General features: G+C 65.6%; 24 protein-coding genes and 1 riboswitch. Of the genes, 14 read left to right on the top strand and 10 right to left on the bottom strand.

Translation table 11 applies throughout. The features are described from left to right. Positions 1-26: 26 nt before the first annotated feature. Positions 27-950, bottom strand: a complete 924-nt coding sequence (locus ABWP09_RS00705; RefSeq protein WP_353203247.1) for an ABC transporter ATP-binding protein — start codon at positions 948-950, stop codon at positions 27-29. A gap of 102 nt (positions 951-1,052) precedes the next feature. Between ABWP09_RS00705 and ABWP09_RS00700 the strand changes: the two genes are divergently transcribed. From ABWP09_RS00700 to ABWP09_RS00670, 7 genes are all read left to right on the top strand, one after another. After that, positions 1,053-1,286, top strand: a complete 234-nt coding sequence (locus ABWP09_RS00700) for a zinc-finger domain-containing protein (protein ID WP_353203246.1) — start codon at positions 1,053-1,055, stop codon at positions 1,284-1,286. Then, positions 1,283-1,774 carry a DUF3224 domain-containing protein gene (locus ABWP09_RS00695; RefSeq protein ID WP_353203245.1) on the top strand — a complete coding sequence of 164 codons (492 nt, stop codon included), beginning with the start codon at positions 1,283-1,285 and terminating at the stop codon, positions 1,772-1,774. Before ABWP09_RS00700 ends, ABWP09_RS00695 begins: the two co-directional genes overlap by 4 nt. 191 nt (positions 1,775-1,965) lie before the next feature. After that, positions 1,966-3,396 carry a metalloprotease TldD gene (gene tldD, locus ABWP09_RS00690; RefSeq protein WP_353203244.1) on the top strand — a complete coding sequence of 477 codons (1,431 nt, stop codon included), beginning with the start codon at positions 1,966-1,968 and terminating at the stop codon, positions 3,394-3,396. A gap of 238 nt (positions 3,397-3,634) precedes the next feature. Next, the gene (locus tag ABWP09_RS00685) at positions 3,635-4,186 is read left to right on the top strand and encodes a pyridoxamine 5'-phosphate oxidase family protein (RefSeq protein WP_353203243.1); all 552 of its coding nucleotides are present in this window, start codon (positions 3,635-3,637) and stop codon (positions 4,184-4,186) included. Next, positions 4,183-4,392: a putative signal transducing protein gene (locus tag ABWP09_RS00680; protein ID WP_353203242.1), complete on the top strand. Its 210-nt coding sequence runs from the start codon at positions 4,183-4,185 to the stop codon at positions 4,390-4,392. The genes ABWP09_RS00685 and ABWP09_RS00680 overlap by 4 nt, the downstream gene beginning before the upstream one ends. Before the next feature lie 134 nt (positions 4,393-4,526). Continuing rightward, entirely contained in the window at positions 4,527-4,865 is a 339-nt protein-coding gene (locus ABWP09_RS00675; RefSeq protein WP_353203241.1) for a P-II family nitrogen regulator, read from the top strand. Between the two features lie 26 nt (positions 4,866-4,891). Continuing rightward, a complete protein-coding gene (locus tag ABWP09_RS00670; protein ID WP_353203268.1) occupies positions 4,892-6,331 on the top strand; it encodes an ammonium transporter in 1,440 nt (479 codons plus the stop codon). A 110-nt stretch (positions 6,332-6,441) separates the two neighbouring features. Here ABWP09_RS00670 and ABWP09_RS00665 read toward each other — a convergent pair whose 3' ends face one another. The 7 genes from ABWP09_RS00665 to recQ form a co-directional block, all read right to left on the bottom strand. Further along, positions 6,442-6,915, bottom strand: a complete 474-nt coding sequence (locus ABWP09_RS00665; protein WP_353203240.1) for a protein tyrosine phosphatase family protein — start codon at positions 6,913-6,915, stop codon at positions 6,442-6,444. An 18-nt stretch (positions 6,916-6,933) separates the two neighbouring features. Further along, a riboswitch (ZMP/ZTP riboswitch) is annotated at positions 6,934-7,014 on the bottom strand. Positions 7,015-7,041: 27 nt separating this feature from the next. Then, entirely contained in the window at positions 7,042-7,218 is a 177-nt protein-coding gene (locus ABWP09_RS00660; RefSeq protein ID WP_353203239.1) for a hypothetical protein, read from the bottom strand. After that, complete coding sequence (locus ABWP09_RS00655; protein ID WP_353203238.1) at positions 7,215-8,801, bottom strand: GMC family oxidoreductase; 1,587 nt, start codon at positions 8,799-8,801, stop codon at positions 7,215-7,217. Before ABWP09_RS00655 ends, ABWP09_RS00660 begins: the two co-directional genes overlap by 4 nt. Beyond that, the gene (locus tag ABWP09_RS00650; RefSeq protein ID WP_353203237.1) at positions 8,735-9,721 is read right to left on the bottom strand and encodes a sterol desaturase family protein; all 987 of its coding nucleotides are present in this window, start codon (positions 9,719-9,721) and stop codon (positions 8,735-8,737) included. Before ABWP09_RS00650 ends, ABWP09_RS00655 begins: the two co-directional genes overlap by 67 nt. 50 nt (positions 9,722-9,771) lie before the next feature. Further along, positions 9,772-10,185 carry a hypothetical protein gene (locus ABWP09_RS00645; protein WP_353203236.1) on the bottom strand — a complete coding sequence of 138 codons (414 nt, stop codon included), beginning with the start codon at positions 10,183-10,185 and terminating at the stop codon, positions 9,772-9,774. Next, positions 10,182-10,616: a protein tyrosine phosphatase family protein gene (locus tag ABWP09_RS00640; protein WP_353203235.1), complete on the bottom strand. Its 435-nt coding sequence runs from the start codon at positions 10,614-10,616 to the stop codon at positions 10,182-10,184. Before ABWP09_RS00640 ends, ABWP09_RS00645 begins: the two co-directional genes overlap by 4 nt. Before the next feature lie 266 nt (positions 10,617-10,882). Beyond that, a complete protein-coding gene (gene recQ / locus ABWP09_RS00635) occupies positions 10,883-12,643 on the bottom strand; it encodes a DNA helicase RecQ (RefSeq protein ID WP_353203234.1) in 1,761 nt (586 codons plus the stop codon). Positions 12,644-12,687: 44 nt separating this feature from the next. Here recQ and ABWP09_RS00630 point away from each other — a divergent pair, with 44 nt between their 5' ends. Beyond that, positions 12,688-12,960 carry a GNAT family N-acetyltransferase gene (locus tag ABWP09_RS00630; protein WP_353203233.1) on the top strand — a complete coding sequence of 91 codons (273 nt, stop codon included), beginning with the start codon at positions 12,688-12,690 and terminating at the stop codon, positions 12,958-12,960. A 26-nt stretch (positions 12,961-12,986) separates the two neighbouring features. On the opposite strand, the gene ABWP09_RS00625 is transcribed toward ABWP09_RS00630, so the two are convergent. Beyond that, complete coding sequence (locus tag ABWP09_RS00625; RefSeq protein ID WP_353203232.1) at positions 12,987-13,817, bottom strand: APH(3')-I family aminoglycoside O-phosphotransferase; 831 nt, start codon at positions 13,815-13,817, stop codon at positions 12,987-12,989. Positions 13,818-13,827: 10 nt separating this feature from the next. Then, positions 13,828-15,651: an ABCB family ABC transporter ATP-binding protein/permease gene (locus ABWP09_RS00620; RefSeq protein WP_353203231.1), complete on the bottom strand. Its 1,824-nt coding sequence runs from the start codon at positions 15,649-15,651 to the stop codon at positions 13,828-13,830. A gap of 91 nt (positions 15,652-15,742) precedes the next feature. Between ABWP09_RS00620 and ABWP09_RS00615 the strand changes: the two genes are divergently transcribed. From ABWP09_RS00615 to ABWP09_RS00590, 6 genes are all read left to right on the top strand, one after another. Continuing rightward, on the top strand, positions 15,743-15,982 hold the full coding sequence (locus ABWP09_RS00615; protein WP_502959735.1) for a hypothetical protein: 240 nt from the start codon (positions 15,743-15,745) through the stop codon (positions 15,980-15,982). Positions 15,983-16,031: 49 nt separating this feature from the next. After that, positions 16,032-16,442, top strand: coding sequence for a hypothetical protein (locus ABWP09_RS00610; protein WP_353203230.1), 411 nt, complete (start codon positions 16,032-16,034; stop codon positions 16,440-16,442). Between the two features lie 83 nt (positions 16,443-16,525). Then, entirely contained in the window at positions 16,526-17,416 is an 891-nt protein-coding gene (gene yghU, locus ABWP09_RS00605; RefSeq protein WP_353203229.1) for a glutathione-dependent disulfide-bond oxidoreductase, read from the top strand. Between the two features lie 112 nt (positions 17,417-17,528). Further along, positions 17,529-20,699, top strand: a complete 3,171-nt coding sequence (locus ABWP09_RS00600; protein ID WP_353203228.1) for an intermembrane phospholipid transport YdbH family protein — start codon at positions 17,529-17,531, stop codon at positions 20,697-20,699. Further along, a complete protein-coding gene (locus ABWP09_RS00595; protein ID WP_353203227.1) occupies positions 20,696-20,929 on the top strand; it encodes a YnbE family lipoprotein in 234 nt (77 codons plus the stop codon). The genes ABWP09_RS00600 and ABWP09_RS00595 overlap by 4 nt, the downstream gene beginning before the upstream one ends. Beyond that, positions 20,929-21,306, top strand: a complete 378-nt coding sequence (locus ABWP09_RS00590; RefSeq protein WP_353203226.1) for a YdbL family probable chaperone protein — start codon at positions 20,929-20,931, stop codon at positions 21,304-21,306. The genes ABWP09_RS00595 and ABWP09_RS00590 overlap by 1 nt, the downstream gene beginning before the upstream one ends. The last annotated feature ends 78 nt before the right edge of the window (positions 21,307-21,384 follow it).

The following is a 21,384-nucleotide window of genomic DNA, read 5'->3' as shown; positions in this document are numbered from 1 at the left end:
CCCTCCCTGTCAGGGAGGGGAGAAAATCACGCATTCGAAGCCCTCGTCAAATTGAGGAACACATCCTCCAGATCGGCCTCGCGCGTCGATACGTCCACAATGCCGTAGCCATCGGCCTGCACCGCGGCGAGCACCTGGCCCGCATTCACCTTGTCCTTGGCATAAGTGATGGCGAGCGTCCGCGTGCCCTTGAGCTCGATCTTCTGGAAACACGCCGCAACCGGCGGCGCGACCACATCACGGTCGACCGTCACCTCGACCAGTTTCTCGGTCGCCATGCCGACCAGCTCGCGCGTCGGCTTGTTGGCGATCACCTTGCCGTGGTTGATGATCGCGATCCGGTCGCACAATTGCTCGGCTTCCTCGAGATAATGCGTCGTCAGCACCACCGTCACGCCCGCCGCATTGAGCGCGCGGACATAGGCCCAAAGCTGCTGGCGCAGCTCGATATCGACGCCCGCCGTCGGCTCATCGAGCACCAGCACTGGCGGCGTATGCACCATCGCTTTCGCCACCATCAACCGCCGCTTCATCCCGCCCGAGAGCGTGCGGGCATAGGCATCGGCCTTGTCCTCGAGATGCACCGCGCGCAGCAATTCCATCGTCCGGCGCTTGGCCTTGGGCACGCCGTACAGCCCGGCCTGGATCTCCAGCGTCTCGGCCGGCGAGAAGAACGGGTCGAACAGGATTTCCTGATTGACGATGCCGATCGACACTTTGGCATTGCGCGGGTGCTTGTCGATGTCGAAGCCCCAGATCGACGCCGACCCGCTCGTTTTGTTGACGAGGCCGGCCAGAATATTGATCAGCGTCGACTTGCCTGCGCCATTCGGCCCGAGCAGCCCGAAGATTTGCCCGCGCGGCACATCGAACGACACATCGTCGAGCGCACGCTTGCCACCCTGATAGGTCTTGCACAGATTGGCGATCGAAATGGCGGCGTCGGTCATGCGAATCGCCTTACGTCGATTGAACGCGCGCCGCCAACCCTAAGCGACACAAACCGCGTGGGACGATTGCTCGGACGGGGCAGCCTTGCTATCGCGGTCGCCATGATCGCCCCGCCCGAAATCCTCCGCGTCACCCATGCCCGCAACCTTTGCGACGGCGCGACCGACATTCCCGGCGGCGCAAGCCTCGGCCATCCGCGCGTCTTTCTTGAGATTGACGAGAGCGGCTATGTCGATTGCGGCTATTGCGACCGGCGCTTCGTGCTGGTCGGCGGCCCGGCCGACGGGGCCGATCAAGCGACGCTCCACGATCATGGCGACGGCGCAGGCCGGTGACCGTGCGGTGGCGGCTGCTGGCGCAGCTTGCGCTGCCCATCACGCTGATCGCCGCCGCCCAATCGCCTGAAAGGACCCCGATGCACCACGCGACCGGTACGTTCGAGGTCAAGATGACCCCTGAAGCGCAGACCGACGCGCCGACAGGCGGCTTGCCGACCAGCCGGATGGGGATCGCCAAGAGCTTCAGCGGCGGCATGACCGGCACCGCCACCGGCACAATGCTCGCGGCGGGCACGCCCAAGCCGGGGCAACCGGCGGGCTATGTCGCGATCGATCAGTTCAGCGGGAGCGTCGATGGCAAGGCGGGGGGCTTTCTGCTTTTGCATCGCGGCACGATCGACAAGGCGGGCGGCGCCGATCTTTCGGTGATGATCGCGCCCGACAGCGGCACCGGCGCGCTGGAGGGAATTGCAGGGAGCTTCGAGATCAAGATGGACGGCGGCGCGCACCATTACGATCTGGCCTATACGCTGCCGACCAAATAGCTCTCCCGTCACCCCGGCCTCGTGCCGGGGCCCACCGTGCATCCAGCGGGATTGTTCGAGCACCGAGCGCCGAATTCGCGGCGAGGTGGACCCCGGCACAAGGCCGGGGTGACGGTAAAGGGTGACGGTATCACCACGGTCACGACCTCGACACCATTTACCCGGGCGCACCGCGTCCCTATCTCTGTCGCATGACCAGCCCGACAGACCCCCGCGCCTTCCTGTATCATGACGGTCAGCTCGACCCGCACGAGGCGCAGGCGCTCACCGCCGCAGCACTCGGCAAGGCCGATGATGGCGAGCTTTACCTGCAGTATCGCAAGTCCGAAGCGTTCGGCTTTGACGATGGGCGGCTGAAGACCGCGAGTTACGACACGCATTCGGGCTTTGGCTTGCGCGCGGTATCGGGCGAGATGACCGCGTTCGCGCACGCCAATGAACTGAGCGCCGCCGCGATCCGCCGCGCGAGTGAGACGATGGCGCTGATCGATCCCTCCGCCACGCCAAAGGCCGCGCCACCGCGCGCGACCAACCGCCACCTCTATACTGATGCCGATCCGCTCGACCTGATCCCGTTCGCCGACAAGGTGAACCTCTGCCAGACGATCGACGCCGCCGCCCGCGCACGCGATCCGCGTGTCGCACAAGTCTCGGTTTCGCTGATGGGCAGCTGGAACGTGATCGAGATCGTCCGCGCCGACGGCTTCATCGCGACCGACGTGCGTCCGCTGGTGCGCTTGAACGTCAGCATCGTGGTCGAGCAAAATGGCCGCCGCGAGACGGGCAGCTTCGGGATTGGCGGGCGCTATCTCTACAATGACCTGATGGAGCCGACGACCTGGAACCGCGCGATCGATGAGGCGCTGGCGCAAGGTCTCGTCAATCTCGACGCGGTCGATGCGCCCGCAGGCGAGATGACCGTATTGCTCGGACCGGGCTGGCCCGGCATCCTGCTGCACGAGGCGATCGGCCACGGGCTCGAAGGCGATTTCAACCGCAAGGGCACCAGCGCCTTTTCGGGGCGGATCGGTGAGCGCGTCGCGGCCCCCGGCGTCACCGTGGTCGATGACGGCTCGATCGTCGACCGGCGCGGCTCACTCTCGATCGACGATGAAGGTACGCCGACACAGGAGAATGTGCTGATCGAGGACGGGATCCTCAAGGGCTATATTCAGGACCGCCTCAACGCCCGCCTGATGGGCGTCGCGCCGACCGGCAATGGCCGCCGCGAAAGCTTCGCGCACGCCCCGATGCCCCGCATGACCAACACTTTCATGCGCGGTGGCAAGGATGATCCCGCCGAATTGCTCAGCCGGATGAAGAACGGCATCTTCGCCAAATCGTTCGGCGGCGGGCAAGTCGACATCGTATCCGGAAAATTCGTGTTCAGCTGCACCGAGGCGTACCGCGTCGAAAACGGCAAGATCGGCGCGCCGATCAAGGGCGCGACGCTGATCGGCGACGGGCCGAGCTGCCTGACCCGCGTGGAGGGGATCGGCAACGATTTCGCTTTGGATGAAGGCGTCGGCATGTGCGGCAAGGGCGGGCAGAGCGTTCCGGCCGGTGTCGGGCAACCGACCTTGCTGGTGGCAGGGCTGACGGTTGGCGGGACGGCGATGTGACGTTGCGGTAAGGAGATAGCGTGATGCGGAGAGTGGATCTGGAATCCCTGATCTTGGGGCGCAACCCGGCGATTCGTGCCATCCTCGCGCGCAACCTTCGGCCATCCAATCGCAAGCGCCCGCCCGGTCCCATCAAAGACGGCGCTCCGACTGACCCGCGTCGGCCAAGCACGCTTTCAGGCGGAGCGGCCGCCGCGTTGCACTTCGAGGATTGATCGTCTGCTCGCGATAGGAGGCTATGATGGAATTCTTCAAGGCATTGAATGACGATCATCGCGCCTTCATCGCCAAGCAACCCGTCTTCTTCGTCGCCACCGCAGCGGAGGGCGCGCGGATCAACCTCAGCCCCAAGGGCATGGACAGCTTCCGGGTGCTCAGTGACACGACCGTCGGCTATCTCGACGTCGGCGGCTCGGGCAATGAGACCAACGCGCATCTCGCTGCGGATGGGCGGATCACGGTCATGTTCTGCGCCTTCGATCGGCCCGCCTTGATCCTGCGCTTGTACGGACACGGCACCGCGATCCTGCCGCAGGACGATCGCTGGGCCGAGCGCAGCGCCCACTTCACCTTGCTGCCAGGCACACGCCAGATTTTCGAAATCGCGCTCGACGAGATCCAGACGAGCTGTGGCTGGAGCGTGCCGTTCATGACACTGGAGCGCGAGCGCGATACTTTGTCGAAATTCCATGCGCAGCAAAGCGAGACCGCCCAACTCGAACGCTATGCCACGGGAAAGCGCAGCATCGATGGCTTACCCGTCCGGACGCCCGATCGCGTCGTCGCGTGAGCCTCGTCGAGATCGGGCGGTACGCGCGCAATGAAGCGCATATGGTGATCGGCCTGCTGCAATCGGCCGACATTCCCGCCGTCGCGCTCGACGGCAATGCCAGCATCGCCGACGGCAGCCAGTTCTTCATCCCCGTGCGCGTGATGGTCGATGAAGACGATGCGGCCGCCGCGCGCGACATCCTCGCCGGCGTGCCTGATTCTTAGGCATTCGTTCGCAACTGCACAAAAATTTGCACTTTTGTAACGCAATCGGTCGCGCATCGCCCCGGAATCGCGCGCTTTCGACTCTGGCACGCAGATTGCGAGGAAGGCCCCAGGACCAAACAGGGGGGTCGCGCGTGAAGCTCGTCATAGCCATCATCAAACCATTCAAGCTCGACGAGGTGCGCGAGGCGCTGACCGAGATCGGCGTCGCGGGCATGACCGTGACCGAGGTCAAGGGCTTCGGCCGCCAGAAGGGCCAGACCGAAATTTATCGCGGTGCCGAATACAGCACCAACATGGTCCCCAAGATCAAGATCGAGGTCGTGTGCGGCAACGATCTGGTCGGCAAGGTGGTCGAGTCGATCCAGGCTTCGGCCAATACCGGCGCGATCGGCGACGGGAAGATCTTCGTGCTCGATGTCGGACAGGCCGTCCGCATCCGCACCGGCGAAACCGACGAGACAGCACTGTGAGCGCGTCCGTCCTCAAGGGGGTATCGATGAAGCAATCGACCAAATTCGGGCTTGCCGCAGGTTTTGCCGGTGCGGCGCTGTTCGCAGCGCTTCCGGCCTGGGCGCAGGCCCCGGCGGCAGCGGCAGCGCCCGCCGCACCGTTCGTGCCGACGGCGGCGATGGTCAATAAGGGCGATACCGCCTGGATGCTGGTATCCTCGGCGCTGGTGCTGATGATGTCGGTGCCGGGGCTCGCCTTATTCTATGGCGGGCTGGTTCGCACCAAGAACATGCTGTCGGTGCTGATGCAGGTGTTCATGATCGTCTGCATTGCCGCATTGGTCTGGGTCAGCTGGGGCTATACGATGGCGTTCACCGGCGGCTCGGGCGCGCTCGCGCCCTATGTCGGCGGTTTCGGCAAGCTGTTCCTCAAGGGCGTCGACGCAAGCACGCTCTCGGCGACCTTCTCGAACGGGGTCTACATCCCCGAATATGCCTATGTCGTGTTCCAGATGACCTTTGCGTGCATCACCCCCGCCTTGATCGTCGGGGCCTTTGCGGAACGCGTGAAGTTCACGCCGCTGATGCTCTTCATGGTGGCGTGGATGACGATCGTCTATTTCCCGATCGCGCACATGGTCTGGTATTGGGCTGGCCCCGACTTCCTGCCCACTGCGCCGGCCGATTTCGGCTTCCTTTACGGCAAGGGCGCGCTGGATTTCGCGGGCGGCACTGTCGTCCACATCAATGCCGGGATCGCCGGCCTCGTTGGCTGCATCGTGATCGGCAAGCGCGTCGGGTATGGCAAGGAGCCGATGCCGCCGCACTCGCTGACCATGACGATGATCGGTGCCAGCCTGTTGTGGGTCGGCTGGTTCGGCTTCAACGCCGGCTCCAACCTCGAATCGAACGGCTTGGCCGCACTTGCCTTCATCAACACCTTCGTGGCAACCGCCGCGGCCGCGGTATCGTGGGCGGTGATCGATCAAGTGAAGCACGGCAAGCCGTCGCTGCTCGGCGCGGTGACCGGTGCGGTCGCCGGGTTGGTGGCGATCACGCCCGCTTCGGGCTTCGCTTCGCCAATGACCTCGATCGTGCTCGGCCTGCTGGTTTCGCCACTTTGCTTTTTCTTCGTCACCACGGTGAAGAAGCTCGGCAAATATGACGACTCGCTCGACGTGTTCGGGGTGCATTGCATCGGTGGCATCTTCGGCGCGCTCGGCACCGGCATCGTCGCCGATCCCAAGCTCGGCGGCCAGGGCTGGATCGATTACACCGCCCCCGTCGCCAAGGCGGGCGTGTACGACATGGCGACCCAGTTGTGGACTCAGGTCGAAGCGGTCGGGATTACCCTGGGCTGGTCGGGCGGGGTTTCGCTGATCCTGTTCCTCGCGCTGAAATACACCGTCGGCATCCGCCCCTCGGAAGAGGTCGAGCATGAAGGCCTCGACATTAACGAGCATGGCGAGCGCGCCTACAATTATTGACGAGATTGGGGGGCGCCGTTCGGGGGAGCGGCGTCGCCCAAACCAGGTTCCTCCTGCGGACACCCTTAGGCCGGTGCGGCGACGCACCGGCCCTTTTTGTCTGGACGAGGTCAGGCGCGCGCGAGACGGTGCGGCACGGCGATGCTGGCGGTATCCCCGATAAACGCCGCCCACACGCCGCCGGGCTGCCACAATGCCTCCATTGGTGCGCGCGCCGCTGCATCCTCCCACCCCAGCACGTCGCGGCGATAGCGGTAGAAGAATGCCGACACGCGCCAATTCATAATGCAGTGGACGTGGACCGGCGCTGCGCCGATCCCGGCCAACACCGCGCAGAAACGCGCGAAATCGGCTTGGGTCGGCGCATCGAAGGCGACCGGGATGTGGGTGTAGGTCATCCCGGCTGCGCCGACACTGGCGGCTTCATCGGGCAGAGCGCGCTCATGGCTGTGCAGCCCCAGATTGATGACGTGGCAGACGCCCAACGCCGCGATCTCGGCCAGTTCGCCCTCACTCGGCTGGCCCGAGGTCGTGATCAACGCGTCGAGACGCTGCCAGTTCTGGATATGGATTGGGTCGGACATACGGGCTCCTGCGCGGGTAGAGGATGCCCGGGCGAGCGGCGTTCCGGGATCGCGCTCCACGGTGGTACCCCACCTGCTTCGCCAGTCACGCGACTTGTGCAGGATACAAGGTCCGCGCCAGTGCTGCTAGACCTTGTCGTTCGGAGCGGCCTCCCCCGCGGGCACCTCCGCCTCCGCCCTCGCCTGCATCCGCCGCATCGCCAGTGCCGCGCCCAGCAGAAACCCGCCCGGCACCAGCGTAACCGCGGCGATCAGCCCGATCCGCCGCCAGTCGGTCGCTGGCTTTGGACCCTGCTCGCTCATCCCAGATCAGCCGTCACAAAATCGGCACAGCGCTCGCCGATCATGATTGAGGGCGCATTGGTGTTGCCCGAAACGAGCTTGGGCATGACCGAGGCGTCGGCGACATACAGCCCCTCGACCCCGCGCACGCGCAGCCGCGGATCGCACACTGCCGCCTCGTCCGATCCCATCCGCGCCGTGCCGACCGGGTGATAGACGGTATCGGCGCGCGCGCGGATCAGCCGATCGAGCGCATCGTCATCGTCGAGGTCGATCGGATAGCGATCGACGCCCTGATGGTTGCTGAGTGGCGGCTGTTCGAGGATGCGGTACATTGCGCGCACACCGCGCTTCATCACCTCCATGTCGCGCGCATCCCTGAAGAAGGCCGGATCGATCACCGGTGCCGCCCGCGCATCGCCCGAGGCGAGCCGCACGGTGCCGGTGCTTTCGGGCCGCAGCACGCAGACATGGCAGGAAAAGCCATGCCCCGGCACTTTGGTCCGGCCGTGATCCTCCAGCGCGGCGATCACGAAATGGAGCTGCACGTCGGGCGCTGGCGCATCGGGCATGACGGTGAGGAAGCCGCCGGCTTCGGCGAAGGGCGTCGTCATCATCCCCTCGCGCTTGCGCAGCCAGCTGATCAGCGCCCCGCCCATGGCGAGCGTGCCCTTCAGCGAATTGCCGACGAAATTCTTGCCCGGCGTTTCGAACGCCGCGACATAATCGATATGGTCTTGCAGATTGGACCCGACCGCAGGCCGGTCGATCCGCACGGCAATGCCCTGTTCGCGCAAATGCGCGCCGGGTCCGATGCCCGACAGCTGAAGCAATTGCGCGGTGCCGAACACCCCGCCCGCCAAAATCACGCCGCGCCGCGCGCGAATCACCTTGGATTGCCCGTCCTGCAGATACGCCACGCCCCACGCGCGGCCTTCATCGAACAGGACGCGCTCGGCGGTCACGCCGGTCAGGATGTGGAGATTGGGATTGGCCGGCTTGTCCCCCAGAAACGCCCGCGCCGACGTCCAGCGTTCGCCGTTTTTCTGCGTGACTTGATACAGGCCAATGCCGTCCTGCCGCGCGCCATTGAAATCGTCGTTGCGCGGGATTTGCAGGCTGGCGCCGGCTTCGATGAAATCCATACTGCCGGAATTGGCGAAGCGCTGTTCGCTGACCCATAACGGGCCATCGGCGCCGTGAAAGTCATCGCCGCCCCGCGTGTTATGCTCGGCGCGTTTGAACCATGGCAGGACCTCATCATACGACCAGCCGGGGCAGCCGAGCGCCGCCCAATTGTCGTAATCCCATTTGTTGCCGCGGATATAGATCATCGCGTTGATCGCGCTCGATCCACCCAGCCCCTTGCCGCGCGGCTGATGCCCGCGCCGCCCGTTCAGCCCGGCTTGTGGAACCGTCTCGTAATTCCAGTTGGTCTTGTCGGTCTGAAACGCGAGGAAAGCCGGGATGCGCGTGCGCAGCCCGGTGTTGCGACCGCCGGCTTCGAGCAAGGCGACGGACACCTTACCCCCGTCACTCAGGCGTCCGGCAGCAGCCGCTCCGCCGGATCCACCCCCGACGACAACGATATCGGCTTCTTCCATTCAATCTCTCCAGACCCGCCGGCGTTTGCCGGTCGATGTATCCACGTCGCGCGCCACTGCGCCTTGATGCTTTCGGACGTATCGCGGCTGCCGTCGTGGCTCCACCCCGGCGGCATCACCACATAGCCCAATTTGGCACGAAGCCCCGGCGCGCGCCACACATCGCGCGCAATGCCGATCCATTCGTGGAACGCCGCCCAGAACAGGTTGAAGCTGCCGAGATTCTTGACGATGCCATAGCGCGGACGATCATCGTCGCGCTCCGCCACGAAGGTGCCGAACATCCTGTCCCACACGATGAACACGCCGGCATAATTGCTGTCGAGATAGCGCGGGTTGGTCGCGTGATGCGCGCGGTGGTGCGACGGGGTGTTCATCACCGCCTCAAACCAGCGCGGCATCCGGTCGATCACTTCGGTGTGGATCCAGAATTGGTAGATCAAATTGATCCCCGCGACGAAGAACACCAGCGCCGGGGGAAAGCCGATCAGGAACAACGGCAAGCGGAACAGGAAACCGATGCTGAAGAAACCGGTCCAGGTCTGCCGCAGCGCTGTCGACAAATTATAATGCTGGCTCGAATGGTGGATGACATGGCTCGCCCAGAACCACCGCACGCGGTGCGCCGAGCGGTGGAACGCGTAATACGCCAGATCGTCGATCACGAAGGCGATGACGAACCAATACCATTGATATCCAATGTCGAACGCGCGGAATTGCCACACCCACAGCGCCAGCGCGAACACCGCTGCCCCCGACAGCGCGCCCGCCACCGTACTGCCAAGCCCCAGCATCAGCGAGGTCAGCGTATCGCGCGGCTCATAGCGGCTCCGGTCCTTCGCGCGCGCGACCACCATCTCGGCGAGCACGAGCAGGATGAAGCCGGGCACGGCATATTGGACGGGATCGGGCAAAGCCATCGTCGTTACTTACACAACTGTCAGTGCCCCAATGTCAATGGGCGCAGTGGTCAGTGGAGCGTGACAACCACGCCCGATGCGCGCCCGACCGACGCCTCAAGCGCACGCACCTCGTCCGCCACGACGCCGAATAGCAAGACCCCGCCGAACAGCCGCTCGCCGGTTTCGACTCGCACCCCCTCAATCGCCTGAGTCAGGCCGAGCGGCGCGACCAGCCGCCGCGCCGCGATCTTCGCGCCGTGACGCTTCAGGATCGCGATCGCGCCATTGCCGGCAACCAACGCGGCATTGCCATCGGTGCCGAGCAAAGCGCCGTGCGCAACAAAGCCCGCAAGCATTTGCTCGGCCGTCTCGCGCGCCTGCGCCTCGCTCGAAATCCGGCTTTCGCCGAGCCGCAGCCAGCGTGCCACCAGCGCAAGGCCGAGTACACCCGCCAGACTATAACCGAGAACGATCCAGTTCATGCCGGCGAGGATAGGGCGTCGAGCAACGGCCGCAAGCCGGTGAGATCGTATCCCGCCGCCGCGGCCTTCGCCATCGCGGCATCGGGATGCGCCCCCGCCTTGACCGCCGCCAATGCCCACAAATTGCACGAGCGCGTGCCCGAGCGGCAATAGGCGAGCACCGGCCCCTTGGCCTCGGCGAGCACGGCCGCCATCGCATCGATCTGCGGATGCGAGAAACCGGCATGCGTGATCGGGATCGCGGTGTAGTCGAGGCCAGCCGCTTGCGCAGCGGCGGCGATCTCGTCGCCGCTCGGCTGGCCGAAATCCTCGCCATCGGGGCGATTGTTGACGATCGCGGTGAAGCCCGACGCGGCGATCTCCGCCATGTCGTCGGGGTCGATCTGCGGGGCGACCGAAAGGGTCGCATCGATGGTGCGGAGAATGGTCATGGCCTGCCTTTAGCCCGAGCGCCGCGCCCGCGAAAGCGGCAGATTTGTTCACGCAGAGGCGCGGAGAAGAAAGACGCGCCAATGCGCTTGAACGAAGTAGCCGCGGGTTCGCGCGGGCCCCTCGCCCCCGGACGAAACACCTCCGCGCCTCCGCGCGAACAATAACCTCACACAAAGACACGAAGGCGCAAAGCAAGAAGGATGAAGGGCTGCGCCGCTCTTTCTTTTTCTTCGTGTCTTCGCGGCTTTGCGTGAGAAAACCCTTCTTAAAACCGCCGAACCACCGCCAGAAACGCCTCGCCATAGGCCTCGAGCTTCCGTGCCCCCACCCCTGTGATCCGCCCCAGCGCCGCGAGCGAAGACGGCCGCAGCGCCGCCATTTCGCGCAGCACCGAATCGTGGAAGATCACGTACGGCGGCACGCTCGCCTCCAGCGCCAGTTCGCGGCGCCTGGCGCGCAGCGCCTCGAACAGCGGGTCGCCGCTCGGGTTGGACACGGCTTCCCCGCGCCGCCGGCGCGCGCGCTTGGGCGGGACGATCAGGTCGACGCGCTCGTTTTCCTTAAGGATCGCGCGCGCGCCAGGGCCGAATTCCAGCCCGCCGAAATCGTTCGCCCGCAACGCATCGCGCAGCAGCAATGCGCGGCCCACCGGCTTGATCAGCGCCGCTTCTTCCGGCGACGACGCGATCCCGAACACGCCGAGCGCCTCATGCCCGTTCATCAGGCTGCGCTCGCTCGACTGGCCCATCAGGACTTGTTCGATATAGCCCGCACCAAAGCTTTGCCCCGTGCGAAACACGGCGGAGAGGAATTTCCGCGCCACCTCGGTCGCATCGACGCTGGCGGGCGGGTTGAGGCAATTGTCGCAATTCCCGCAATTTTCTGGCGAATCATCGCCAAAATGCTTGAGCAAGATCCGCCGCCGGCACCCCGCCGTCTCGGCCAGCGCCCCCAGCGCCTGAAGCCGCTGCCGCTCGCCCGGCTGCCGCGCGGGTTCGACCTCGCCGATACGTTGCCGCGCGCGCGCGAAATCCTCGGCGCCCCAGAACAGATGCGCCACCGCCGGATCGCCATCGCGTCCCGCGCGGCCGGTTTCCTGATAATAGCTCTCGATCGATTTCGGCAGCCCTGCATGCGCGACGAAACGCACGTCGGGTTTGTCGATCCCCATGCCGAACGCGACCGTCGCGCACATCACCATATCTTCGGACGCCACGAAATCGGCTTGGTTGCGCGCGCGCACCGCCGGATCGAGCCCGGCATGATAGGCGCGCGTCGGCCGTCCGGTCTTGGCGAGCGCCTCGGCCAGCTTTTCGGTGCCCATCCGGCTCTGGACATAGACGATCCCGGCACCGGGTGTCTCGGCGATCAGATCGGCGATCTGGCGCGTGGCATTATCTTTGGGGCTGATGCGATACTGGATATTGGGCCGGTCGAACCCCGCGACGATCATCCCTTCCTGCGGGATGCCGAGTTGATCGAGAATGTCCGCGCGCGTGACGGCATCGGCGGTCGCGGTCAACGCGAGCCGGGGGATGTGCGGAAACGCATCGAGCAGCGGTCGAAGCAGCCGATAATCGGGCCGGAAATCATGCCCCCATTCACTGACGCAATGCGCCTCATCGATCGCGAAGAGCGCGAGCGGGGCCTGCCGCAGCAAATCGCGAAAACTCGCGCCCGAGGCACGTTCGGGTGCCACATAAAGCAAATCGAGCTCGCCGCGCCGGAAGCGCGCAATCGTCTCGGCCTGATCGGTATCGACCGAAGTGAGCGTGGCGGCGCTGATCCCGATCGCCAGCGCCGCGCGCAGCTGATCGTGCATCAGCGCGATCAGGGGCGACACCACGACGCATGTGCCGGGCAGCAATACCGCGGGCAATTGGTAGCATAGCGACTTGCCCGCGCCGGTCGGCATCACCGCAAGCGTGTTCGCGCCGGCCAGCACGCGGTCGACGACCTGCTGCTGCACCCCGCGAAACGCCGGAAAGCCGAAGGTCGATTGCAAAATAGGAAGCGGGTCGATCACGCGCCCTCTTGCGCGAAGCCGCCTGCCCGATGCAAGCGCGGCCGATGGAACGCGTCACCCACAACAAGGCCGAGGCCGAATTCGAACTCGCCATCGGCCGCCACCGCGCCGTCGCCGCGTATCAGATGGAAGGCAACACGATCGTCTTCACCCAGACGATCGTGCCGGAGGCGATCGCCGCGCGCGGCGTTGGCGCGAAGCTGATCCGCGCCGCGCTCGATTCGGCGCGCGACCGGGGGTTGACGGTGATCCCGCAATGCCCGTCCGTCGCGGCGTTCATCGACAAACATCCGGAATATCGGGCGCTGCGGCGATAGCGACCGGGCTGCGCCGTCATTGCGCGTCAAAACAGCTCGTCGAGCAACAGATGAAAGTGCAGCTTGCCGCGATCGGGATCGGCGATGCCGTAGCGCGCGAGAAACCGCTCTTGCAGGCACGGGTCGAATTCCCCGAGACTGTGCCACAGGATCGCGAGATCCTGGTAACGATCGGCGATCCCAACGCGTCCGGCATCGATGCACCCGACGACCGCGCCATCGCGCAACAGGATATTATCGAGCGAGAAATCGCCATGCGTGACGACGGGATCGGGCGCGAGCGGCATCAGCGTCTGCAAAGCATCCCAGACCTGTTCGGCGCTCCAGCCTTCGCGCTCGGCGTCGAAATCGTCTTCCTCGACCAAACCCGCATCGATCCGCTCCCGCGCGCGCGCGCGGCGGTAGGCATGATCGCTGGTGAAGGGGCAGTCTCCGAGCGGGATGGCATGGAGCTGCCGCAGAAAGGAGGCCAGCGCATCGACGATGGCGATCTGTTCGGCAGGCTGCGCCTCCAGCAGCTGATAGGCGGTCTGGCCGGGCAAGGCCGTCATCAACAGCCATGCTTCATCCGCGGCGCCGACAAAATGCGTGACGGCGGGCACCGATATGTACCCGGCCAGCCAGCGCAGCCGGACCATTTCGCTCGTGATCTCCTCGGCAAGCGCATCCCGCCCGTGCTTCAGGAACAGATCGGGTGCGTCCGGCTTGCCGTCGAGCCGATACACGGCACCGCCGGATTGCCCGACAAGGTCGCGCGCCCACTGATATCCGGCGACAAGGGAGGACAGGCTCGCTGGCACCAAAACGGCCGGACAGGCTTTTTGCCGATCTGCGCCTATCACAGGATCGTCGCCCATCTCCCCCCGCTTATTCCGCTGCAACCGCTTCCTCCGCGCGCTCCTGCGCCTGTCGGTTCCACATCTCGGCGTACAGGCCGTTCTTGCGCAACAGCGCGGCGTGGCTGCCGCGCTCCACGACCTGGCCCGCCTCGAGCACGACAATCTCGTCGGCATGGACCACGGTCGAGAGGCGATGCGCAATCACGATCGTGGTGCGGCCGCGCTCGATCGCTTGGAGCGTGTCGAGGATTTCGCCCTCGGTGCGGCTGTCGAGCGCGCTGGTCGCCTCGTCGAGGATCAGCACCGGCGGGTTCTTGAGCAAGGTCCGCGCGATCGCGACGCGCTGCTTCTCGCCGCCCGACAGCTTCAGCCCGCGTTCTCCGACGCGCGTGTCATAGCCGTGCGGCTGCCGCTCGATGAACCCGGCGATCGCCGCCCCGCGCGCGGCATTCTCAACTTCTGCGCGGCCCGCGCCCTCACGGCCATACGCGATGTTGTAACCGATCGTATCGTTGAACAGCACGGTATCCTGCGGCACGATGCCGATCGCCGCGCGCAAGCTCGCTTGCGTCACCTGCGCGATATCCTGCCCGTCAACGGTGATCCGCCCGCCGGTCAGATCGTAGAAACGATACAGCAGCCGCGCGAGCGTCGATTTGCCCGCGCCCGACGGCCCGACCACGGCAAGCGTCTTGCCCGCCGGAATATCGAGATCGATTCCTTTCAGGATCGGCATGCCCGGATCATAGCCGAAGCGCACATTTTCGAAGCGGACATGCCCATTGGGCACGGTGAGCGCGGGAGCGCCGGGCACGTCGATCACCTCCGACGGCGTATCGATCAGGTCGAACATCGCGCCCATATCGATCACGCCCTGCCGGATCGTGCGATACACCATCCCGAGCAGATCGAGCGGGCGGAACAATTGGCTGAGCAAAGTGGACACGAACACCACGTCACCCGCCGAAAATTGCCCGCGGCCCCAGCCATAAGCAACAAACGCCATCCCGCCGCCGAGCATCAGATTGGTGATCAGCGCTTGCCCGACGTTGAGCCAGGCGAGCGAGTTTTCGGAGGTCACGGCGGCATTGGCATAGGCCGCCATCGCCGCATCGTAGCGCTTCCCCTCGCGCTCCTCCGCGCCGAAATACTTCACCGTCTCGAAATTAAGCAGCGAATCAACCGCATGGCTGACCGCGCCGGTGTCGAGATCGTTCATGCGCGTGCGCAACGCGGCGCGCCAGTCGGTCACCATCCGCGTGAACCAGATATAGATCGCAACCATCACGACGGTCGCCGCAACCAGCCCCCAGCCGAAGCTGGAGCGGAAGATGTTGAGCACCAGCCCGAGTTCCAACACCGTCGGCGCGATGTTGAACAGCATGAAATAGAGCATCGTGTCGATGCTCTTGGTGCCACGCTCGACCACTTTGGTAACGGCGCCGGTGCGACGTTCGAGATGGAAGCGCAGCGACAATTGGTGCAGGTGGCGGAACACGCTCGCCGCCAGCCGCCGCGTCGCATCCTGCCCAACGCGTTCGAACACGGCATTGCGCAGATTGTCGAACAAGGTCGTCGAGAAACGCGCACCGGCATAGCCCAGCACCAGCGCCATTACGATCCACATCGCCGATCGTTCGCCCTGCGCCATCCGGTCGACCGCCCATTTCAGCGTATAGGCGCTGGCATAGACTTGCGTGACCTTGGACAGCACGACCAGCGTCATCGCGCCGACGATCCGCAACCGCAGGATCGGGGCATCGGCCGGCCACAGATAGGGCAGGAAGCGCTTGAGCGTCGGCAACATGGGCCGTTCGGGCGCGGTCGCGGTGGTGGCGGTATCGGGTGGCATCTGGCCCCCATGTAGGCACAGTCAAGCGCCCCTGAAAGCGCTTCGTGGAACAAGCGCCCCGGCCCATCGTTTTTACAGTCGGAAGGACGAGATGATGGAACCGCTTTTCTACGTCATGGCGATCATGGGGTGCGGCGACGGGAACAGCGCGTGCCAGCAGGCGCGCGTCGAATCGGCCCAATACTCCTCGATCCGCGCATGTCAGCAAGCGATGCCCGCTGCCTTGGTGCGCAACAGCGACATCGATTATCCCGTGGTAACGGCATCATGCCGTGCGACCGGCCTGCGGCTTGTCCAGACGCGAGCGCCGGGTCGTCCCGCGCACGGTTGATGTGCCCGCGCGTTCGATTGTGCTAAATCGCCCCTGACGGGGGAATTTGATGAAAAAAGTCTTTGGCGTGATCGTGGGGATCATCGTTGCCTTCCTGCTGGTCGCGGCCAGCGACGGGATCAGCAGCGCGCTGTTCCCGCTCGGCGATGTGGATACCGCCGACCCGAGCGTGCTCGCCGCCTATATCGCCGAGATGCCAATCGCGGCCAAGCTGATCGTCGCAGCCGGCTGGCTGATCGCGCCGCTCGCCGGGGCGTGGCTCGCGTTGCGGATCGCGGATTGGCTGCCCGGCGGCTGGATCGTGGCCGTCATGTTCCTCGCGGCAGGCCTATTGAACCAAGTCGCGCTGCCGCACCCGCTCTGGATGCAAGTCTGCGCGGTTGTGCTACCGCTGCTCGGGGGCTGGGTGGCGGCGCGCATCCACCGCAAGCCCTATCCGGGCGAGCCGTTGCTCGGCTAGCCTTCGCGACGCCGCCGCGCCCCTTGTGCGTTGCGGCACAACACGCCATTTCCCCGGCAGCAGCGCCGCACCGGAGAGTCCGCATGACCGACACTAACAGCTACACGCCACCCGCAATCTGGACGTGGAACAAGGAAAGTGGCGGCCGCTTCGCCAGCATCAACCGCCCCATCGCCGGCGCAACGCACGACAAGGAGTTGCCGGTCGGCAAGCACCCGCTGCAGCTCTATTCGCTGGCGACGCCCAATGGCGTCAAGGTCACGGTAATGCTCGAGGAATTGCTCGCCGCAGGACATACCGGCGCGGAATATGACGCGTGGCTGATCAAGATCATGGACGGCGATCAGTTCGGCAGCGGCTTCGTTGCCGCCAACCCCAATTCGAAAATCCCGGCCTTGGTCGATCATAGCGGTCCAGCGCCGGTGCGGGTGTTCGAATCGGGATCGATCCTGCTTTATCTCGCCGAAAAATTCGGTGCGTTGGTGCCGACCGACCCGGCCAAGCGCGCCGAAGTGCTGTCGTGGCTGTTCTGGCAAATGGGCGCAGGCCCAATGCTCGGCGGCGGGTTCGGGCATTTCTATGCCTACGCACCGACCAAGATCGAATATGCGATCGACCGCTTCGCAATGGAGGTGAAACGCCAGCTCGATGTGCTCGACCGGCGGCTGGCCGAGAGCGAATATCTCGGCGGCGGCGACTATTCGATCGCGGATATCGCGGTGTGGCCGTGGTACGGCGCGCTGGTCAAGGGTCTGGTCTATGAAGCGGCCGAATTCCTGCAAGTGCAGGAGTATAAGAACGTCGTGCGCTGGACCGACACGATCGCCGCGCGTCCGGCGGTCCAGCGCGGGCGGATGGTCAACCGCGTGATGGGCGATCCTGCCAGCCAGCTCCACGAACGCCACGATGCGCGCGACTTCGACACACAAACGCAGGACAAGCTTGCCCCCACCCCCGCCGTCGCCGACGCCTGACGCCCGCACGATCCCTCCTCCTCCGCCCCCGCACGCAACGATCTTGCGCGTCTCTGGTTGATGCACCGAAATGCGGGCATGGTCGGCATCGACCAGGATGACGGGAGCGTGCGTGACCGAGGGCAAGGCGGCAGAAGCGGAAGCGGGCGGGATGCCGCGCCGCGCGCGCTGGCGCTGGGCTGTCGGCCTGGTCGGGTTGATCCTCGTGGCGTTGCTCGGCGGGCTGGCGCTGCTACGCAAGCCGGTGGCGGCGCATTTCATCGACGAGGCTTTGCGCGCGCGCGGTGTCGCGGCGCGCTATGAGATCGCGCAGATCGGGCTGCGCACGCAGCGGCTGACCAATGTCCGGATCGGTGATCCGGCGCGGCCTGACGTGCTCGCCGATTGGATCGAGGTCGATACCAGCCTGTGGGTTTCGGGCGCATCGGTCACTGCGATGCGCGTCGGGAAGGTACAACTTCGCGCGCGCCTGGCCGCTGGGAAAGTGTCTTTCGGCGCGATCGATCGCTTGCTCCCCGCTCCCTCGGGCAAGCCTTTCGCCTTGCCGGCGCTCCATGCCGAGATCGGCGATGCGCGCATTGCGTTGGCGACGCCGTACGGGGATGTCGCGCTGCACGTGACGGGCGCAGGGCGGCTCGATAACGGCTTTGTCGGCACGCTCAACGCGCGCGCAGCGCGAATGGAATACGCCAGATGCCGGATCGAATCCGCGGCCGCCGCCTTGGCGATTCGGATCGTGCAGGCACGCCCGAGCGTGGTTGGCCCGGTATCGGTGGCGCAGGCGGCTTGCAACGACGTGAACGCGGCCGATGCGCGCGCCGACCTTTCGGTCGCGCTAAACGGCGCGCTGGACCATTGGAAAGGCACCGCGCGGCTGGCGGTCGCGGCAGTCGATAGTGCTGCGGCGCGTGTCCGCCGTATCGCCGGACCGGTCGCCTTTGTCGGATCGACGCAGGATGTCTCGGGAACGGTCGATCTGCAATCGGGCGCGTTTGCGGCGTCGGGAACCACCGGCAGTAGCGCGGCGCTGGCCGGGAAATATCGCTTTGCGAGCGCGCTCGCGTTCGACGGGACCGCCCGCGCGCGCCGTGTCGTCTTGCCGCCGGGACTGTTTGCCGGACTCGATCGCTACCGATCGATCGGGTCGGGAACGCCGGTCGCGCCGCTGGCCGCGAAGTTCGTCGCGGCGGCGCAAGCGGCGGTCCGGTCGGTCGATGCGGATGTGCAGCTTTCGGCGATCGTCGAAGGTTCGCGCGGCCAAGTCAGCGTGTCACGCCTTGCGCTCGCCTCCCCCTCCGGCGCGCGCGCGACGATCGCGGGCGGTGGCGGGATCCGCTATCGCTGGCCCGACGGGGCGGTGTGGATCGACAGCACGGCGCAGCTCGCCGGTGGCGGGCTGCCCGATGCACGCGTCCAGCTGACGCAGGCGACACCCGGCGCGGCGCTGATCGGCCGGGCGATGGTCGCGCCCTATGCTGCGGGCACTTCGCGCCTCACGCTGTCACCGGTCGATTTCAGCGCGAGTCCCAATGGCGCGACACGGATCAAGACTCTAGCCGCGCTAACCGGGGCGCTCGGCGATGGCCGGGTCGACGCGCTGAGCGTGCCGATCGTGGCGAGCTGGGACGGCGTGTCGCGGCTGGTGGTCAATGCGGCCTGCGCGCCGCTGGCGTTCAACCGGCTGCGCACGGCAGGGCTCGATCTGCGGCGTTCGGTCGTGACCCTATGCCCGCTCGATGGCGGGTTGGTGCGGCTGGACCGCAGCACAGTACTCGGTGGCGGGATGATCGGTCCGGTGCAGCTCGGCGGCACGCTCGGCAGCGCGCCGGTGGCCCTCACCACCCGCCGCGCCGAATGGCGGCTGGGCGACCGGCAGTTCGCCGTCACCGGCCTCGGCGTGCAACTTGGTTCGGCGGAGCGGATCACCCGGCTGGACGTGGCGACGCTGCGCGGCAGCTTTGGCAGCGATGGCTTGAACGGCAGCTTTGCCGGTGCAGGCGGGCACATCGGGAATGTGCCGCTGCTGCTGTCCGGGGCTGATGGCACCTGGCGCTTTGCCGCGAGCAAGCTCACGCTCGACGGCGCGCTCGCGGTCGCCGATGCCGCACCCGACCCGCGCTTCAAGCCGCTCGCCGCGCGGAGCGTCGCGCTCACGCTGATCGACAACCGGATCGCCGCCACGGGCACGCTGTTCGAACCGACGCACACCGTGAAGGTCGCCGAGGTCAGCATCGCGCACGATCTGGGCACCGGGACCGGCCGCGCCGATCTCACTGTGCCCGGCATCACCTTTAGCGAGCGCTTCCAGCCCGATCAGCTCACGCGGCTGACGTTCGGCGTCATCGCCAATGTCGCCGGAACGGTGACGGGCGCAGGGCAGATCCGCTGGACACCGCAAGGCGTGACCAGCGACGGGGTGTTCCGCACCCCCGGAACCGATCTCGCCGCCGCTTTTGGCCCGGTGACCGGGATTGCGGGAGAAATTCGCTTCACCGATCTGCTCGCGCTCGAAACCGCACCGGGGCAGACGCTGACCGTCAAGACGATCAACCCCGGCGTGCCGGTCAATGACGGGACGGTGCGCTTTCAGCTGTTGCCGAACACGCGAATCGCGATCGAGGAGGGGCGCTGGCCCTTTGCCGGCGGCACGCTGACGCTCGCGCCGACCGTCCTCGATTTCGCCGAGGCGCAGGAACGCCGCATGACCTTCCGCGTCGCAGGCGTGGCGGCAGCACAGTTCCTCCAGCAATTCGACTTCAAGAACCTCGACGCGACCGGCGTGTTCGACGGGACCTTGCCGATGGTATTCGATGCGACCGGCGGGCGAGTCGAGCGCGGGCATCTGGTCGCGCGCGCGGGTGGCGGGACGATCGCCTATATCGGCGAAGTGACCCAGAAAGATGTTGGTTTCTGGGGTAATTTCGCGTTTCAGGCACTGAAATCGCTGCGCTATCGCGATCTCGACGTGGTGATGAACGGGCCGCTGGCGGGCGAGATCATCACCGAAGTGCGTTTTGCCGGAATCGCGCAAGGCGCAGGGGCAAAGCGCAACTTCCTGTTCGACCGGCTGCAGAAATTGCCGATCGTGTTCAATTTGCGGATCAAGGCGCCGTTTCGCCAGCTGATCGATTCGGCGCAGAGCTTCTACGACCCGAAACGGCTGATCGAGCGCAACCTGCCCGCCTTGCTTGAGGAGCAGAACAAGCGGGTGCCGCCTCCGCCGCCGCCGCCGCTTACCCCGCCCATTCTTATTCAGCCCTCCGAAAGCAGGAAGATGCCATGACGCAAACAGCATTGACGAAGGCGACGGATCGACCGACCAAGACCGCGATGAAGAGACTGATGCTGCTGGCCGTATTGGCACCGCTGGGCATAACGACCGCGTGCGTCACCGTGACCGCGCCCGACAAGCCGATCGTCATCAACCTCAACATCAGCGTTACACAGGAGGTCGTCTACCGTCTCGACGGTCAGGCCAAGAGTTTGATCCAAGCGCAACCGGGGATTTTCTGATGACACGTCTGTTCAAGATTTCGATCGCCGCGCTCGCCATGATCGGCACATCGACCGCCGCCTTCGCGCAGCGCGATCCGGCCTATCAGGCGGCGCGCACCGCAGGGCAGATCGGCGAGCAGCCCGATGGCTATCTCGGTATCGTGGGCGCGGGCAGCGCGGAATTGCGCGCGCTGGTCAACAACATCAACATCCAGCGCAAGGCCGCTTATACCCAGCAAAGCGCGCAATCGGGATCGACGGTCGACCAGTTCGCGGTCACCAGCGGCTGCAATCTGATCGCGCGCACGGTGCCGGGCGAGAAGTACAAGGCGCCCGACGGCATCTGGAAGACGCGGACCAGCGCCCCGCCCGAGCGGATCGCCAGCTGCATCTGAGCGCGGTAGCGTGTCGTGGCTTCCTCACTGCGTTCGGGCTGAGCCTGTCGAAGCCTTGCGTTCCACAAAAGGTCCCGG

The organism is Sphingomonas sp. (assembly GCF_040398505.1).
Taxonomy (GTDB): Bacteria; Pseudomonadota; Alphaproteobacteria; order Sphingomonadales; family Sphingomonadaceae; genus Sphingomonas.
This window is presented reverse-complemented; position numbering and strand designations above follow the sequence as displayed.

What these genes read in the sequence shown, in the direction of transcription:
- ABWP09_RS00705 (WP_353203247.1), bottom strand. Translation starts at nt 950, where the DNA reads ATGACCGACGCCGCCATTTCGATCGCCAATCTGTGCAAGACCTATCAG.
- ABWP09_RS00700 (WP_353203246.1), top strand. Translation starts at nt 1,053, where the DNA reads ATGATCGCCCCGCCCGAAATCCTCCGCGTCACCCATGCCCGCAACCTT.
- tldD (WP_353203244.1), top strand. Translation starts at nt 1,966, where the DNA reads ATGACCAGCCCGACAGACCCCCGCGCCTTCCTGTATCATGACGGTCAG.
- ABWP09_RS00685 (WP_353203243.1), top strand. Translation starts at nt 3,635, where the DNA reads ATGATGGAATTCTTCAAGGCATTGAATGACGATCATCGCGCCTTCATC.
- ABWP09_RS00670 (WP_353203268.1), top strand. Translation starts at nt 4,892, where the DNA reads ATGAAGCAATCGACCAAATTCGGGCTTGCCGCAGGTTTTGCCGGTGCG.
- ABWP09_RS00665 (WP_353203240.1), bottom strand. Translation starts at nt 6,915, where the DNA reads ATGTCCGACCCAATCCATATCCAGAACTGGCAGCGTCTCGACGCGTTG.
- ABWP09_RS00660 (WP_353203239.1), bottom strand. Translation starts at nt 7,218, where the DNA reads ATGAGCGAGCAGGGTCCAAAGCCAGCGACCGACTGGCGGCGGATCGGG.
- ABWP09_RS00655 (WP_353203238.1), bottom strand. Translation starts at nt 8,801, where the DNA reads ATGGAAGAAGCCGATATCGTTGTCGTCGGGGGTGGATCCGGCGGAGCG.
- ABWP09_RS00650 (WP_353203237.1), bottom strand. Translation starts at nt 9,721, where the DNA reads ATGGCTTTGCCCGATCCCGTCCAATATGCCGTGCCCGGCTTCATCCTG.
- ABWP09_RS00645 (WP_353203236.1), bottom strand. Translation starts at nt 10,185, where the DNA reads ATGAACTGGATCGTTCTCGGTTATAGTCTGGCGGGTGTACTCGGCCTT.
- ABWP09_RS00640 (WP_353203235.1), bottom strand. Translation starts at nt 10,616, where the DNA reads ATGACCATTCTCCGCACCATCGATGCGACCCTTTCGGTCGCCCCGCAG.
- ABWP09_RS00630 (WP_353203233.1), top strand. Translation starts at nt 12,688, where the DNA reads ATGGAACGCGTCACCCACAACAAGGCCGAGGCCGAATTCGAACTCGCC.
- ABWP09_RS00625 (WP_353203232.1), bottom strand. Translation starts at nt 13,817, where the DNA reads ATGGGCGACGATCCTGTGATAGGCGCAGATCGGCAAAAAGCCTGTCCG.
- ABWP09_RS00620 (WP_353203231.1), bottom strand. Translation starts at nt 15,651, where the DNA reads ATGCCACCCGATACCGCCACCACCGCGACCGCGCCCGAACGGCCCATG.
- ABWP09_RS00615 (WP_502959735.1), top strand. Translation starts at nt 15,743, where the DNA reads ATGATGGAACCGCTTTTCTACGTCATGGCGATCATGGGGTGCGGCGAC.
- ABWP09_RS00610 (WP_353203230.1), top strand. Translation starts at nt 16,032, where the DNA reads ATGAAAAAAGTCTTTGGCGTGATCGTGGGGATCATCGTTGCCTTCCTG.
- yghU (WP_353203229.1), top strand. Translation starts at nt 16,526, where the DNA reads ATGACCGACACTAACAGCTACACGCCACCCGCAATCTGGACGTGGAAC.
- ABWP09_RS00595 (WP_353203227.1), top strand. Translation starts at nt 20,696, where the DNA reads ATGACGCAAACAGCATTGACGAAGGCGACGGATCGACCGACCAAGACC.
- ABWP09_RS00590 (WP_353203226.1), top strand. Translation starts at nt 20,929, where the DNA reads ATGACACGTCTGTTCAAGATTTCGATCGCCGCGCTCGCCATGATCGGC.